This is a genomic window from Bacillus kalamii (genome assembly GCF_047238185.1).
GTDB lineage: Bacteria > Bacillota > Bacilli > Bacillales > DSM-1321 > Bacillus_AD.
Window position 1 is genome coordinate 1,678,753 of the sequence record NZ_JBDFMI010000001.1, and the last position, 13,875, is coordinate 1,692,627.

General features: G+C 41.4%; 15 protein-coding genes. 11 read left to right on the forward strand and 4 right to left on the reverse strand.

Annotated elements, in window-relative coordinates; genetic code table 11:
- Window positions 1–93: 93 nt before the first annotated feature.
- The 7 genes from ABC357_RS08485 to ABC357_RS08515 all read left to right on the forward strand — a co-directional run bounded on the left by ABC357_RS08485 (window position 94) and on the right by ABC357_RS08515 (window position 4,694).
- On the forward strand, window positions 94–465 hold the full coding sequence (locus ABC357_RS08485; RefSeq protein ID WP_412887083.1) for a DnaJ family domain-containing protein: 372 nt from the start codon (window positions 94–96) through the stop codon (window positions 463–465).
- Window positions 466–483: 18 nt separating this feature from the next.
- Entirely contained in the window at window positions 484–1,281 is a 798-nt protein-coding gene (locus tag ABC357_RS08490) for a carbon-nitrogen hydrolase family protein (RefSeq protein ID WP_412887084.1), read from the forward strand.
- Between the two features lie 69 nt (window positions 1,282–1,350).
- Entirely contained in the window at window positions 1,351–1,821 is a 471-nt protein-coding gene (locus tag ABC357_RS08495) for a hypothetical protein (RefSeq protein WP_412887085.1), read from the forward strand.
- 259 nt (window positions 1,822–2,080) lie between these two features.
- Complete coding sequence (locus ABC357_RS08500; RefSeq protein ID WP_412887086.1) at window positions 2,081–2,647, forward strand: chromate transporter; 567 nt, start codon at window positions 2,081–2,083, stop codon at window positions 2,645–2,647.
- Window positions 2,644–3,174: a chromate transporter gene (locus ABC357_RS08505; protein WP_412887087.1), complete on the forward strand. Its 531-nt coding sequence runs from the start codon at window positions 2,644–2,646 to the stop codon at window positions 3,172–3,174. Before ABC357_RS08500 ends, ABC357_RS08505 begins: the two co-directional genes overlap by 4 nt.
- 114 nt (window positions 3,175–3,288) lie before the next feature.
- The gene (locus ABC357_RS08510; RefSeq protein ID WP_412887088.1) at window positions 3,289–4,044 is read left to right on the forward strand and encodes an exodeoxyribonuclease III; all 756 of its coding nucleotides are present in this window, start codon (window positions 3,289–3,291) and stop codon (window positions 4,042–4,044) included.
- A gap of 53 nt (window positions 4,045–4,097) precedes the next feature.
- Window positions 4,098–4,694 (forward strand): branched-chain amino acid aminotransferase, encoded by a 597-nt coding sequence (locus tag ABC357_RS08515; RefSeq protein WP_412887089.1) that lies wholly within the window; start codon window positions 4,098–4,100, stop codon window positions 4,692–4,694.
- A 41-nt stretch (window positions 4,695–4,735) separates the two neighbouring features.
- On the opposite strand, the gene lsrB is transcribed toward ABC357_RS08515, so the two are convergent.
- The 4 genes from lsrB to ABC357_RS08535 are packed head-to-tail and all read right to left on the reverse strand — an operon-like array spanning window position 4,736 to window position 9,322.
- Complete coding sequence (lsrB, locus tag ABC357_RS08520; protein ID WP_412887090.1) at window positions 4,736–5,788, reverse strand: autoinducer 2 ABC transporter substrate-binding protein LsrB; 1,053 nt, start codon at window positions 5,786–5,788, stop codon at window positions 4,736–4,738.
- Between the two features lie 26 nt (window positions 5,789–5,814).
- Window positions 5,815–6,810: an ABC transporter permease gene (locus tag ABC357_RS08525; RefSeq protein WP_412887091.1), complete on the reverse strand. Its 996-nt coding sequence runs from the start codon at window positions 6,808–6,810 to the stop codon at window positions 5,815–5,817.
- Window positions 6,797–7,804, reverse strand: a complete 1,008-nt coding sequence (locus ABC357_RS08530; RefSeq protein ID WP_412887092.1) for an ABC transporter permease — start codon at window positions 7,802–7,804, stop codon at window positions 6,797–6,799. The genes ABC357_RS08525 and ABC357_RS08530 overlap by 14 nt, the downstream gene beginning before the upstream one ends.
- Window positions 7,805–9,322 carry a sugar ABC transporter ATP-binding protein gene (locus ABC357_RS08535; protein WP_412887093.1) on the reverse strand — a complete coding sequence of 506 codons (1,518 nt, stop codon included), beginning with the start codon at window positions 9,320–9,322 and terminating at the stop codon, window positions 7,805–7,807.
- A gap of 241 nt (window positions 9,323–9,563) precedes the next feature.
- On the opposite strand from ABC357_RS08535, the gene ABC357_RS08540 reads away from it, so the two are divergent.
- Genes ABC357_RS08540 through lsrF form a run of 4 tightly spaced genes read left to right on the forward strand, consistent with a single transcriptional unit; the run spans window position 9,564 to window position 13,258 of the window.
- A complete protein-coding gene (locus ABC357_RS08540) occupies window positions 9,564–10,508 on the forward strand; it encodes a sugar-binding transcriptional regulator (RefSeq protein ID WP_412887094.1) in 945 nt (314 codons plus the stop codon).
- Window position 10,509: 1 nt separating this feature from the next.
- Window positions 10,510–12,108, forward strand: a complete 1,599-nt coding sequence (gene lsrK / locus ABC357_RS08545) for an autoinducer-2 kinase (protein WP_412887095.1) — start codon at window positions 10,510–10,512, stop codon at window positions 12,106–12,108.
- Complete coding sequence (locus ABC357_RS08550) at window positions 12,092–12,457, forward strand: cupin domain-containing protein (RefSeq protein ID WP_412887096.1); 366 nt, start codon at window positions 12,092–12,094, stop codon at window positions 12,455–12,457. The genes lsrK and ABC357_RS08550 overlap by 17 nt, the downstream gene beginning before the upstream one ends.
- Before the next feature lie 6 nt (window positions 12,458–12,463).
- Entirely contained in the window at window positions 12,464–13,258 is a 795-nt protein-coding gene (gene lsrF / locus ABC357_RS08555) for a 3-hydroxy-5-phosphonooxypentane-2,4-dione thiolase (RefSeq protein ID WP_412887097.1), read from the forward strand.
- The last annotated feature ends 617 nt before the right edge of the window (window positions 13,259–13,875 follow it).

Genomic DNA, 13,875 nt, shown 5'->3' on the forward strand with positions numbered 1-13,875 from the left:
CGGATTGAATTTTCTGATTTTTATTAAAAATGATATAATGTGAAAAGGAATTAGTCTTGTTTTCTAAATGACCAAAGGATAGGGTGTGGGACTGTGAAAGAAAATAAGGAAAATGCAATCTCGTACAGGCGTGATGGAGAAGAAATCGATTTAAAGAATAATCCTGGATTCGGTAAGCCTTTACCGAAGAACATGTTTAAAGGGAACGTGTTCCAATCTTTTCAAAACACGGCAAGAGATGCAGGTTATTTGCCGGCATGGGTAGAGAAGCGAAAGCTGATTTTAGGAAAACTGGAATACTTAATTGTGGAGATGGAAAAAAATATGCCGCATGATGAAGCTTCATCTATTTTGGCTGGAATCAATCAAGAGGTGAAACAGTATAATACAATTTGCCCTGTACAAATGCAGAGAGCGCCTCTTGAAATGGACAGGTTAATGTTTCAATGTGAAGCGTGGAAATAACATCGGGGGGGGTTCTTTATGAAGATAGCTGCTGCCCAAATGAGCACGACAGAAAATAAAGAAGAAAATTTGGCAAAAATCTTAATGTATATACAATTGGCCTCTAAACAGAATGCCGATATGGTCATACTGCCTGAAATGGCAATGGCATTGGTTACTGCTAATAATGGCTTGAAGCCTGCGGAAGTGGCAGAAAGCGTTAACGGGCCCTTTGTGAGCGCTCTTCAAAAGAGTGCTAAGGAAGGAAATATATACGTTGTGTGCGGTATATTCGAGTCTATACCTGATAACACCCAACAAGCGTTTAATACGATCGTCGCCATCAATTCAAACGGAGCGTTGGAACGGATTTATCGTAAGACACATTTATATGATGCTTTTTCCTATAAAGAATCAGATACAATCTTGCCCGGACAAGATTTATTCCAAGTGATGGATACTCCATTCGGGAAGATCGGGATGATGGTTTGCTATGAATTGCGTTTTCCGGAGGTCGCGAGGCACTTGGTGGATCAAAATGCAGATTTAATCATTATTCCGGCAGGCTGGGTGAAAGGCCCATTAAAGGAAGAACATTGGCAGACCTTATTGAAGGCAAGAGCCATAGAAAACACAGTCTTTGTTTGTGGCTGCAATCAATCAGGGACTGTTTACACCGGTCGTAGCATGTTGGTCGATCCGATGGGAGTCGTAATGGCTGATGCCGGCGAAGAGGAAGGATTAATTGCAACTACGATAGATTTTGGCAGAATTGACACTGTCAGAAAAACGGTTCCTTGCCTAAATGGGAGAAGAAGAGAACTATACACACAATGACACGTATACAAGACCCTATACATATACTGCCTTTGAATGTGATTCTAAATAAGGCAGGTAAGGGCTATCATGAAAAATAGGTTTGAGACTGTAGTGGGGCACAGTGCTTCCTTGAAGAAAACAATCCTGGAAAAAATATCGGAGCATTCATTGCCTATCCCTATTTCACAGCAAGCACTCCAATGGATTCTTAATCATCATAGTGATACTTTGGATGGAATGCATGTCGATTTGATAGATGAGAAGCTGGTTTTGAGAGGGAAATACAGAGCAGGGATTATTCCGGTTCCATTCGAATTAATCTGCCGTCCTGTTTCAGCAGACAAACGTATTCTATGCTTTTATGTAGAGCAAATGAAGCCGATTAATCAAGAATGGCTCAGGAAAAAGGTTTTTAACAGCAAAAATGGATCGGTTTACAAAGAAGGCCATCTATACATCGATTGTAATCAAATGAAGACAATCAAATCACTCCCGTTAGGATCCATTAAGGATATGTATGTCAAAAAGCAAACATTATGGCTAAAAATAGGTGTGTAATAACGATTTCGACCAAAGCATGAGATATCCTTTATCCATGCTTTTTATTATGGGATTGCATTGCATATGAGGTTGGAGGTATTTTTTATGGATTATACCCGATCGAGAAGGTATGATAAGAAAAGATTCTTTTTAAAACACTCCGAGCCTTCGCATGGACTATTAAAAAATCTTTTTGGCATACATATTATTGTTTTTGATAGCAAAGAATGGCGCATTCGGAGAAGGTATTGTTAGAGAGAAAGATGGTGGGTTATATATGATTTATAAAGAATTGTTTATGGCTTTTTTTCGGGTAGGCATGCTGGGATACGGAGGCGGCCCATCTGCTATTCCTTTAATCAAGATTGAGGCTGTCGATGGCTATAAGTGGATGGGCGATGAGGAGTTTTCAGACTTGATTGCGTTAGCCAATGCTTTACCCGGCCCAATAGCCACTAAGCTTGCCGGTTATATCGGATATAGGCAGAAAGGCTGGCTCGGCATGGTTGTCGCCATCGTGGCATCTGTTTTGCCCACTGTCATTATTATGATTGTGTTCCTTAGCTTGATTTCAAGCTATCGCGATAAGCCTTGGGTACAGGGCATGACAAATGCTGTCATACCTGTTGTAGGTGTCATGCTGGCCACAATGACATGGGATTTTGCGGCTAAGTCTTCCAAAACAATGGGATGGATAAAGACTATTGTCTTTATTGCTGCCGGCTATTTATTGATGGAAGTCATAAACATTCCTACGCCTATCGTTATCATTATTGTCCTTTTTATTGCATTGATTCTACCTGCATCCAAGAAATCGGTTGAAGGAAAGAAGGTGGAACAATGATATATTGGCAGTTGTTTTGGGCTTTTTTTATTCCGAGCATACTTGGTTATGGAGGCGGACCGGCCAATATACCGTTAGTGAAGGAACAAGTCGTTGATAAGTATCATTGGATGAGTGTGGCGGATTTCAGCGAAATGATTGCTGTCGGAAATGCCCTGCCTGGTCCAATAGCCACTAAAATGGCTGGTTACGTAGGCTATGAGATAGCTGGAGCGGGTGGAGCAGCCCTTGCTTTGTTTGCTACAGTGGCACCAAGTCTAATAATGATGATCTTACTTTTAGCTGTGATCATGAAGCATAAAGAATCACCAAAAGTGAAAAGGCTGACCAATTTTATAAGGCCTATTATTGCTGTTTTACTTGGAATGATGGCCATAAATTTTTTCGTAGAAGGGTACCAAACCATAGCTTTGACCCAAACGGCCATCATTGCAGTCGTTTCTTTTATACTGATGGAAAAATTCAAAATGCATCCGGCATATGTGATAGGTATATCGTTGTTGTATGGTGCTGTTTTCTTGGGATGAGAAATATTTGCCCCTGCCTCGCAGTCTTGGCCGGAAGCGGATTCTTATACTACAAAAATGGGCGTGGAAATAGTATAGTTAACTTAAATACTTTGGGGGAGCGTACAACACGTCATGAAATTTGTATCTTGGAACGTCAATGGCATCCGCGCTTGTGTGAAGAAAGGCTTTTTGGATTATTTTCATCAAGTGGATGCTGATATATTTTGTATACAGGAAACTAAATTGCAGGAAGGCCAGATTGAATTGGAGCTTGAAGGCTATCATCAATATTGGAATTATGCTGAAAAGAAAGGGTACTCCGGTACCGCCATATTTACCAAACAAGAACCGCTTTCCTATTCATACGGGATAGGGGACAAGGAAGCTGAAGCAGAGGGCCGTTCAATTACCCTTGAATTTGAATCCTTTTTCTTGGTTAATCTATATACGCCCAATTCAAAAAGAGATTTGAGCCGATTGCCATACCGGCTGGAATGGGAAGACGAGATTAAGAATTATCTGTCTCAATTGAACACCATAAAGCCTGTCATTTTATGTGGCGATTTAAATGTCGCCCACAAGCCGATCGATCTGAAAAATGCCGTTTCCAACCGAGGAAATTCAGGCTTTACTGATGAAGAGAGGGAAAAGATGACCTGTTTGCTTGAGGCTGGATTTGTTGACAGCTACCGTTACTTATATCCTGATAAAACAGGCAGCTATTCATGGTGGAGCTATATGAACAAAGTCCGGGAGCGGAATATAGGATGGCGGATCGATTATTTTATTCTGTCATCAGAACTTGCTTCGTATTTAAGTGAGGCATTTATACATAGTGAAATAATGGGCAGTGACCATTGTCCGGTCGGAATTGAAATCGATTTATAAATAGTCGCTGATAACCGAATGCGTTATTGAGTGGTACGGGAGGAATGAAAGAAATGTTAAAAGAACAAGTACAGCAATTCATTACTAATACAGCAAAGGACCATCCTGAGGGGATTGTCCTTTTTCCGGCGGAACAAAGGTATGCCGAAGAGAAAGGGATCCTTCCGACAAATGTCACATATCAAATCGGCGATCCAAAAGACCGTTTCTCCTCCATTTACCTTGAGTTATGCGATAAAGAAACCGAAAATTTCATATCTGAACAAAGTGAAGATTTTCTAAGTGAACCGATTGCCTATTTCAAGCGCCATCAAAACGAATTTTTATATATTGAGTCAGCATGGTTCGATTGCATCGGCATCGAAGGGATTTCCTTTGAACAAGATGATGTATTTAAAACGTACAACGTGATGACCGGTTTAAAAGTGCCGAAAAAATACCAACAGGCTATTAAAGATTTTCTTGAAGATTCTCTAGCTGGCGGACAACCTTTATATTCATTGATGTTCAGCCAAAATGACGGTTTATGGGAATTGAATTTTACATTAGATTATGTAAGTGGATTTGATCATGGTATGACTATTCAGGAGGCGCTGGAATTAATCTATCAATTAGTCTTTTCACTTGGAAAAGCAATCGAACCTAACTAATAAGATCAAAAGGGCAATCGAGACCGATTGCCCTTTTTACTTTAGAAATCATAGTTGTCGATATTGTCCTTTGTGAAAACAACACGTTCTGGCAACAAGATAATGCCGCTTTCTTTAGAATGATATTGATACCCTTGGATAGAATTCGGTTCAATTTTCACTTTGCCTACAGTCGGGACCTCAAATTCATCTCCTACCTTTAGTTTTTTATTTTCAACAGTCATCAAATAAGCGACATAAGCAGCCAGAGCACCTTGCTTTTTAACATCCCAAAGCCCAAATTGCTTGACGGTACCTCGTTTTACAAATTCTCTCATAACGTTCGGAGTGGAAAATCCGGTAATGGCCAGATGCCCATTCTTGCCCGCATTTTCAGCTGCCTGCGCCATAGCAGGCAGCGCTGTGGCATCCGGGCAAATAATGGCATTAATATCTGGATACGTTTTCAAAATATTTTCCCCTACAGCCAATGATTTTTGGGCATCATTGTCTCCGTATTGTGTGGTTACTATTTTCCAGCCGGGATATTGTTCAGCGATGATTTCTTTTGCTTTTGTCACCCATTGGTTTTGGTCAGTAACGGTAGGGCTTGAATAAAAGAAAGCAACCTCGCCTTTATCCCCGATTTGCTCATATGTCATTTTGATCAATAATTCCGCCAATTGTTCAGGTGTTCCTTGATTAATATAAAAAGACCTGTCTTCAGGCTTCACATCTGAATCCCATGTGATAATTTTCACGCCCCGGTCTTTTGCCCTTTTCAAAGCTTGGCTTAATCCATCTACAGATACTGAGGAAATCATTAATGCATCATACCCTTGATTGACAAAATTGTTTATATATTTCACTTGTCCTGATACGGATGCTTCACTTGGCCCATCATACTTCAACTTAATATTTAGAGAGTCTGCCATTTCTTTTGCTCCCTGGCCTCCAGAAGTAAAAAAGCCCACTCCTGTCAATTTAGGGATAAATGCTAGCTTTACTTCTTCTTTTTCCTTTGAAACCTTCGAACCGTTTCCACTGCAGGCGGCTAATACCAAAACAAGTATACATATACACATACCGGAAAACACTTGTTTGATCACTTTCATTTTTTCACCCTCCTGAAAGATAACTGTTATTCTTTATGCCTTCTTTTTAAAGGAAGCCATTTGTCCATTCTGAAAAAATGGATGTGGCTGTTTCTGAAAAGGATAGCGAGAATTAACATGAAACCGATAACCACACTGGTTTCTTCACTCGTCATTTCCGACATCTGCAGGCCATATTGCATGATGCCTATGACAAAGCTTGCAATAAGTGTGCCGATTACACTTCCTTTTCCCCCCAGAATACTGGTTCCTCCTAAAACAACGGCTGTGATAACGTGAAGAACGGATTCTGATCCAAGGTCCGAACGTGCCGAACTAAAGTAGGATGTTAGGACAATGCCAGCCATTCCACCCCCCAATGAGGAAAAAATATAAGTGCTTAAAATGATCTGTTTAGTTGAAATACCGCTATAAAAGGCTGCATTGCGGTTAACGCCCACCAAGAAAACCTTTCTGCCATACCGGGTCCTATGGAGGAGTAGGCCGAACACAAGGCTAGTAACGATTAATAGCCAGAGTGAATGTGGAATGCCCATCGTAGTTCCGTTGGAAAAATCAGAAAATTGGGCAGGGAAGCCGCTAATGCCTTCGTAGCCGGAAGCACTTGAACCACCAGAAATAACAAGCGCAATACCGGAAAACAGGAACATTCCACCAAGTGTGATGACCAGAGGCTGTACACCTGTCATTATAATAATCAAGCCGTTTAATGCACCGGCCAGCATTGCGCAAATTAAGGCTATCATAATAGCAAAGGGCAAATCGATTCCATTCTTCCATAAGACCCCTGTTACAATCGAGGTTAATCCCATTACAGAACCGACAGAAACATCTATGCCTCCTGCAATGATGACGAATGTCATTGGGATGGCTGCCAAGGCAATGAAAGCAAAATCGTTCACGCTGTAAAGGAGATTATTCAAATCGAAAAAACCAGGTGCCATAAAAGCGAATACTACTAGTTCAGCAATGAGAAAGAGGAATAAGAACCTTTCCCATCTCCATTTGCTATGATAGCCCATTCTGTTTCCCTCTCTTTCTTTTAAAATAGGAAACACGGCTGTCCTTTGAGTTGAAAAAGGCATGGAATTTGGAGTCGAATATTATGATGATAAGCAATAATAAGCCAGAGATAGCATTGTTATAGTAAGCGGGTATTTTCATGTAAATTAATGAAGTATTAATCATAGTGAAGAATAAAGCGCCAATACCAGCCCCAAGTATGGAACCGCTGCCTCCGTTCAGGCTGATTCCGCCAAGGACTGCAGCTGCGATCACCTGTAATTCCAGTCCGCTGCCTGTTTGGTTAGGGACAAATCCAATATTCATGATGAAAAGTAAGCCAGCAATGCCGGCCATGAAAGAAGAGGCAATAAAAGCCAGAAGTGTCACTTTTTTTACCGGGATGCCTACTAATACAGCCCCTTTCCTGTTATCGCCGACAGCATAAACATACTGTCCCCATCTGCAAAAGGTAAAAAAAAGAAAAGCAGCACATAGCAATACAAATGCAATCCATACAGGAAAGGGAACGGATAGAAAAGACGCTTGAGATAATTGTTTATAATAGTTTGGTATATTTTCAACCCACTTGCCTCCGGTAGTGATAAGCATAAAACCTCTGATGATTCCCATTGTCCCTAGGGTCATTATGATTGAGGGAATGTTCAGGAAAGAAATCCCTATGCCGTTAACTGCACCGATACATATACTTAAGAGCAAAACAGCCAGTATTACTGTTGTAATTGAATAGGAGTCGGCCAGTAATATGCCTCCCACAGCAGCGGAAATGCCCATTGTGGAACCTACTGAGACATCAATATGGCCAGTAAGCAGGACAAATGCCTGCCCTATGCACATAATCACTAAAATAGCACTTGATTTCAACAGCAGAGTAAGTGTAGCCCCGCCGAAGAAAGCTGGATTAATGGAACAAATAAGCAAGTAAAAGAGGATCATTAAGAGAAGGATGGCCATTGAACGGCTTCTCCATAATCCGGTAAGTTGAGCCAGCATTTAATGCTTCGCCTCCATTTCTGCTCCAAATGCCAACGAAGCAATCTTATTTGTACAAAAATCTTCCTTATCGAGGCTGCCGGCGATACTTCCTTCATACAATACAACAATGCGATCGCTCATTTCGACCAGTTCTTCCATATCAGAAGATATTAAAACGATTGAAATGCCATTTAGTTGAAGGTTCTTGATGATTCCGTAAATATCCTTTCTGGCATTTGCATCGATTCCTCTGGTAGGTTCATCTAAAATAATCACATTCGGCTGCAATGCAAGATATTTGGCTAGGACGACCTTCTGTTGATTTCCGCCCGATAATTCTTGAAGCAATTGTTCTTCATTTGCGGCTTTTATATTCAGCTTGGATATATATTCGGCTGCCATTCCTTTTTCTGTTTTCTTCGAGGGGAAAAAAGCTGTAAAATGCTGCAAAAGGGTGGAAGATATGTTATTGCGGATCGTTTCAAATGAAAACAACCCATTTTTTTGGCGATCTTCTGGTACATACACAATTCCTTTTTTCATTCTTTGGGAGAAGGTAAATGGTCGAATATCTATTCCAGAGTGCTTTATTGAGCCTTCATGGATCTGTTTTATGCCGGCTATAGCTTCACCAAGTTCTGTTCTACCAGCCCCGATTACGCCTGCGATCCCCACAATTTCTCCTCGAAGAAGGTTAAAAGAAATATGGCGGAACCCATTTCCAGAAATATTGTTGATGACTAATACAGGCACATTTTCACTATCGTTGCTTACAGGCGATCCTAAAGAAAGGGTATCAGTATCCAACTGGAACTCTCTATTTGTTTTTGGTGACAACCCGTCGATTAACCGCTCAATTGTAAATTCGGATACATGCCCTGATTCTGAAACGATACCGTCCCTCATGACTGATACAGTGTCTGCTAATTGAAAAATTTCTTCGAACCGATGGGTGATATAAAAAATGCCAATCCCTTTTTCCGTTAATGTCCTTATGCTGTTGAATAGTGCCTTAATTTCATGGAAGGTCAGCGTAGAGGTTGGTTCATCCAAGATCAGCACTTCACTTTCCCTCATCAATCCTCTAACAATTTCAACCAATTGTTGATCAGCTATTGATAGAGAATAGCCTTTTTGTGCCATATCCAGCTGCCAATCCAGCGATGAGATGATTGTTTCTGCCTTTTTTAAAAGGGCATTCTTTTTCCCCTTCATACCAATGGTGATATTATCTCCCACACTCATATTCGGGAATATGAGAGGTTCTTGTGGTACGAGATACATGTCTGAATGATCGGCGTGCCGATTTTTAGAAAAATGGACTGGTTTGCCTTTAAAAAGAACAGTTCCCTTATCGGGCTGATACCATCCGCATATGATTTTCATCAATGTTGATTTCCCGGCGCCATTTCCTCCAACGAGGGCATGAATTTCCCCTTTGTGAAGAGAAAGGGATACCCCTTTCAAAATGGGTGTTGAAGTAAATCGTTTATGAATCCTGTTAACAGCCAGCAAGGGACAGGTTAAATCAGCCATAGCAATGGATCACCTCCTTTGTTTGATAGCGCATACAAATAGGCGAGCTGAACCATTAAACAAAAGTTCAGTGTTTGAAAGATCTTACAGATTATTTACACAATAAAGGGTTGTACTATTACTGCTGACTTACATATTTTTTTGGAAATCTTGAAGTCATACGAAAAGAAGCAATCCATATACATTAAGTATGCGTGAACAAAAGACGGTACTTTGGATTTTTGTGAAGGAGAGTAGAAAAATGGCTGAAGATCTGATAAATGACAATAACCTTATGAAGGCTGCTTGGTTCTACTATAAAGAAAATATGAACCAAAGTGAGATCGCTGAACAATTAGGGATGTCGCGGACAAAGGTTGTACGTTTATTGGAAAAAGCAAGAACCGAAGGAATCGTACAAATCCATATTAAACGATTGGAAGGGAATTGCCTGAATGTAGAGCAGGAAATAATCAATCAGTTCAATCTAAAGAATGCATTCATCATACCGACTCCTGTTCATGACGAGGGGTTAGTGGATTCTCTGGCAAAGGCAGCAGCACAATTTTTGCAGTCCCGGTTGCAGCCAAATGATTTGATAGGGATAGGGTGGGGCAGAACAGTGGCACAAACCATTGACCGCTTAGACATACGCTGGGATCAAATTACCTCTGTGGTGACATTGACAGGGGGAATCCATTTTTATTTGCAAAACCGACAAGGGCAGGATGGGAGAATGGAGAAGTTCAATGAAATACATGTGATTCCTGCTCCGATGTTGGCATCGAGCACTGAGCTCGCAGAAATTTTTTTGAAGGAGCCTGCCATTAAACAAATTCTCGATTTCATTCATCTTTCTGCTTATTCGTTAGTTGGTATCGGCGGAGTCTATTCAGATGCGACCATTATCCAAGAAGAAAGCCTTTCATTGAATGAACTAGCGTATATAAAAAAGCAGGAGGCTGCGGGAGACATATTGGGACAATTCTTTAATGCAGAGGGGGAACTCCTTGATTTGCCCCATCACCATAGATATATCGGAATATCACTTGATAAGCTGAAGGAAACGCAGCATGTAATTGGCGTGGCCGGCGGCCAAAATAAAGTGGAAGCGATATATGGAGCCTTAAAAGGAGGCTATATACACACTCTTGTAACAGATGAACAAACAGCCCTTGCATTATTGGGAAGAGAAGGGGATCAATAATATGGAGCATATTTTGGCCTTAGATGCAGGTACTGGAAGTATACGTGCGGTTCTTTTTGATCGTACAGGCAAAGAGATAAGTTGTTCGCAGAGCGAATGGTCCCATCAAGCTAATCCTCTATTTCCCGGCTCGATGGATTTTGATTATGTGCTGAACTGGAAGCTTGTAAAGGAGTGTATCAGCGAATGCATTGAAGAGTCGAACATTGATGCTGCTTCGATTAAAGTGGTAAGCGCAACTAGTATGAGGGAAGCATTTGTTTTGTATGACAGGGAAGGGAAAGAAATTTGGGCGTGCGCAAATGTGGATGCTAGAGCATATGAGGAAGTTACTGATTTACGGGAAAGGATGCCAACCCTAGAGCAGGACACTTATATGAAAACTGGCCAAACATTCGCCTTATCAGCATTGCCGAGACTGTTGTGGGTGAAACAAAAAGAACCGGGTTTATATGAGCAGGCGTATAAAATGTCCATGATCAACGATTGGATATTATATAAATTGTCTGGGGAACTGCAAATGGATGTGTCCAATGGCAGTTCAACAGGTCTAATCCAATTAAAAGAAAGGGAATGGGCAGGTGATGTCTTGGCGGCATGTCATTTAAAACCTGATCTCCTTCCTCCTCTCAATGAAGCAGGAACCATTATTGGAAGCATTTCAGAGGCTGTTGAGGATGAGACAAAATTGAAAAAAGGAACATTAGTTGTTAGCGGAGGAGGGGATGCCCAAATGGCTTCAGTTGGATGCGGAGCCATTTTCGAGGGGCAAACCGTCATTTCAGGAGGATCTTTTTGGCAACAGGAAGTGAATACAAAAAGCCCTGCCCCCGACTCTGATGCAAGAATCAGGTTGAATTGCCATTCTGTACAAAAGCTGTACCAAATAGAAACCATTACCTTTAATCCCGGTCTCGTCATGCGGTGGTTCCGCGATACGTTTTGCGAAAAGGAAGTGGAAGAAGCTAAAGAGACAGGGCAAGATCCTTATGAACTACTGGAACAAAAAGCCTCTGTCCTGGAAGCCGGCTCCTGTGGTGTTATCCCGATATTTTCGGATACGATGAATTATATGTCATGGAGGCATGCTTCCCCCTCTTTCATCAATTTGCCTATTGATGATAAAGGGAATGGAAAAATCGCCATGTTCCGTGCACTGGAAGAAAATGCTGCTCTTATTTCTTACGGAAACCTATGCCTTATTAAGAAATTCACAGGATTCTACCCAAATGAAGTGATATTTGTCGGCGGTGCTTCAAAAGGGTCTCTTTGGGGGCAAATATTGGCTGATGTCTTAGGGATACCTGTAAAAGTGCCATGTGTCAAAGAGGCGGCGGCCTTAGGTACAGCAATCGTCGCGGGCGTTTCAGCAGGATTTTATCCATCATTGGAGAAAGCAGTGGAAACAGTTATTGCATGGGATACTACTTATACACCTGATTTTGAAAAGCATGCTATCTATCAACGATTGTATAAACAGTGGGAAAGGGTGTATAAAAAGCAATTGGAACTGGCTGATACCGGCCTTACTAGGCATATGTGGAAGGAGCCGGGATTTAAAAGAAAGGAGCGTGCTGGGGAAAATGGAAAAGGTGAATGAACATGATTTTGTATACCGTTTTGGCGATTATGGGCCAAAGTATTTATTGAAAGGGCCGAATATTGATGTTGGCATCGTTGTTCTCAAACCAGGGCAGGATTTCACCAATCATTATCATACCGAATGTGAAGAGGTCTTTTTCGTTTTACATGGAAAAATTGATTTTTATGTGAATGAACAAAAAATCCATGTCCAACCCGGTGACCTGATACAATGCCGCCCTTTAGAGCGCCATTATTTAATCAATCGTAGCGGTGAGGAATGTAAGGCACTCTTTATTAAATCACCACACATAGCAGGCCGGGATTCTGTGGAAGCACCCAATCCAATCGTCGATAAAGAGGAGTGAGAGAGTATGGTGTGGGGATTTCATAATCGAATGAATGCTTTATTGCCAAATAAGAGAGCTGTCATGCTGGCAATCGACCATGGCTATTTTTTGGGACCAGTGCATGGACTTGAACAACCGGGAGAAACGGTAAAGGAATTATTGGACTATACGGATTCTTTATATGTAACGAGAGGAATATTGTCCTCTTGCATTCCTTATACAACCACCAAACCGATGGTATTGAGAGTGTCGGGGGGACCGACAGTGGTTGGCAAGGATCTCGCTAACGAAACAATAGTGACATCCATGAAGGAAGCCATCCGGCATAACGTCGTGGGTGTAGGGGTTTCCGTTTTTGTCGGTTCTGATTATGAAACTCAAACGATTACCAATCTAGCCCAAACAGTCACAGCGGCCCATGATTATGGCGTACCGGTATTGGGGATTACAGCCGTAGGCAAGGAACTGGAAAAAAGAGATGCCCGTTTCTTGGCTTTGGCTTCACGTGTTGTTGCAGAAATGGGAGCAGATATTGTCAAAACGTATTACTGTTCTGACTTCGAGCAGGTCACAAGCAAATGTCCGGTCCCGATAGTCATTGCGGGTGGGCCGAAGTTCGATACAATCGGAGAGGCATTGGAGATTACCAGAAGAGCGATGGAATCCGGGGCGGCTGGCGTTGATATGGGAAGGAATATTTGGCAATCCGAGCATCCCTTAGCTATGATGAAAGCGATCGATGCAATTGTACATCGGCATTTCTCCGTAAAGGAAGCGGAGGAATTATTCAATCATTCTGTACAGGAAGTAAAAGCCTGAGCTTATGCTTTATCACTTCTGCCTCTCATTGGGAGGCTTTTTTTATTGGCAGGTAGCTATTGTTGGCTGGGTACGGTCTGCGAGTGAATTGGCGGTTTCAACAAAAAAGCGGAATGGATTGGTTTATTGCCTTTAGAGACGAATTAAAAATGGGCCGTTTTGCGAAAAATGGAATACCCGATAGTAATCACTCGTTATTGAATAATCAATTACCTCTATCTTGATGGAAAAGTGAAAATGGAAATTCTGCTATGTGTCGCCTTTAACTCAATATTGGTGAATGATGGACAATAGCTTCCAGTACACTTTAAAGAAAAAACAGGTACTCCAGTCATTCTTTTTGGAAAAAACCAGCAGACCGTCTTTCAGGAAATACTTGGCGTGGTTTTCCTTTTTACAAAATGCAAGAAGAACCTTCAGAAGGCATTTTATTATCTATAATTCTACAAAAAAAGGAAGGCGGGCGCCGGAGAATGTCGAAGTAATGGATATTATGCCACTTTCAATAGACATAAGTGGACATAATGGAAATCTATCGATGCCTTTCGTTTTACAAAATGTCTAATGTAAAGAGAATTTACTATCAGTACAATAAGGTTAAGATGAAAAACGTTCAA

Bases quoted from the DNA above. Each gene is read 5' to 3' on its own strand.
- ABC357_RS08490 (WP_412887084.1), top strand. From the start codon at position 484: ATGAAGATAGCTGCTGCCCAAATGAGCACGACAGAAAATAAAGAAGAA.
- ABC357_RS08495 (WP_412887085.1), top strand. From the start codon at position 1,351: ATGAAAAATAGGTTTGAGACTGTAGTGGGGCACAGTGCTTCCTTGAAG.
- ABC357_RS08500 (WP_412887086.1), top strand. From the start codon at position 2,081: ATGATTTATAAAGAATTGTTTATGGCTTTTTTTCGGGTAGGCATGCTG.
- ABC357_RS08505 (WP_412887087.1), top strand. From the start codon at position 2,644: ATGATATATTGGCAGTTGTTTTGGGCTTTTTTTATTCCGAGCATACTT.
- ABC357_RS08510 (WP_412887088.1), top strand. From the start codon at position 3,289: ATGAAATTTGTATCTTGGAACGTCAATGGCATCCGCGCTTGTGTGAAG.
- ABC357_RS08515 (WP_412887089.1), top strand. From the start codon at position 4,098: ATGTTAAAAGAACAAGTACAGCAATTCATTACTAATACAGCAAAGGAC.
- lsrB (WP_412887090.1), bottom strand. From the start codon at position 5,788: ATGAAAGTGATCAAACAAGTGTTTTCCGGTATGTGTATATGTATACTT.
- ABC357_RS08525 (WP_412887091.1), bottom strand. From the start codon at position 6,810: ATGGGCTATCATAGCAAATGGAGATGGGAAAGGTTCTTATTCCTCTTT.
- ABC357_RS08530 (WP_412887092.1), bottom strand. From the start codon at position 7,804: ATGCTGGCTCAACTTACCGGATTATGGAGAAGCCGTTCAATGGCCATC.
- ABC357_RS08535 (WP_412887093.1), bottom strand. From the start codon at position 9,322: ATGGCTGATTTAACCTGTCCCTTGCTGGCTGTTAACAGGATTCATAAA.
- ABC357_RS08540 (WP_412887094.1), top strand. From the start codon at position 9,564: ATGGCTGAAGATCTGATAAATGACAATAACCTTATGAAGGCTGCTTGG.
- lsrK (WP_412887095.1), top strand. From the start codon at position 10,510: ATGGAGCATATTTTGGCCTTAGATGCAGGTACTGGAAGTATACGTGCG.
- ABC357_RS08550 (WP_412887096.1), top strand. From the start codon at position 12,092: ATGGAAAAGGTGAATGAACATGATTTTGTATACCGTTTTGGCGATTAT.
- lsrF (WP_412887097.1), top strand. From the start codon at position 12,464: ATGGTGTGGGGATTTCATAATCGAATGAATGCTTTATTGCCAAATAAG.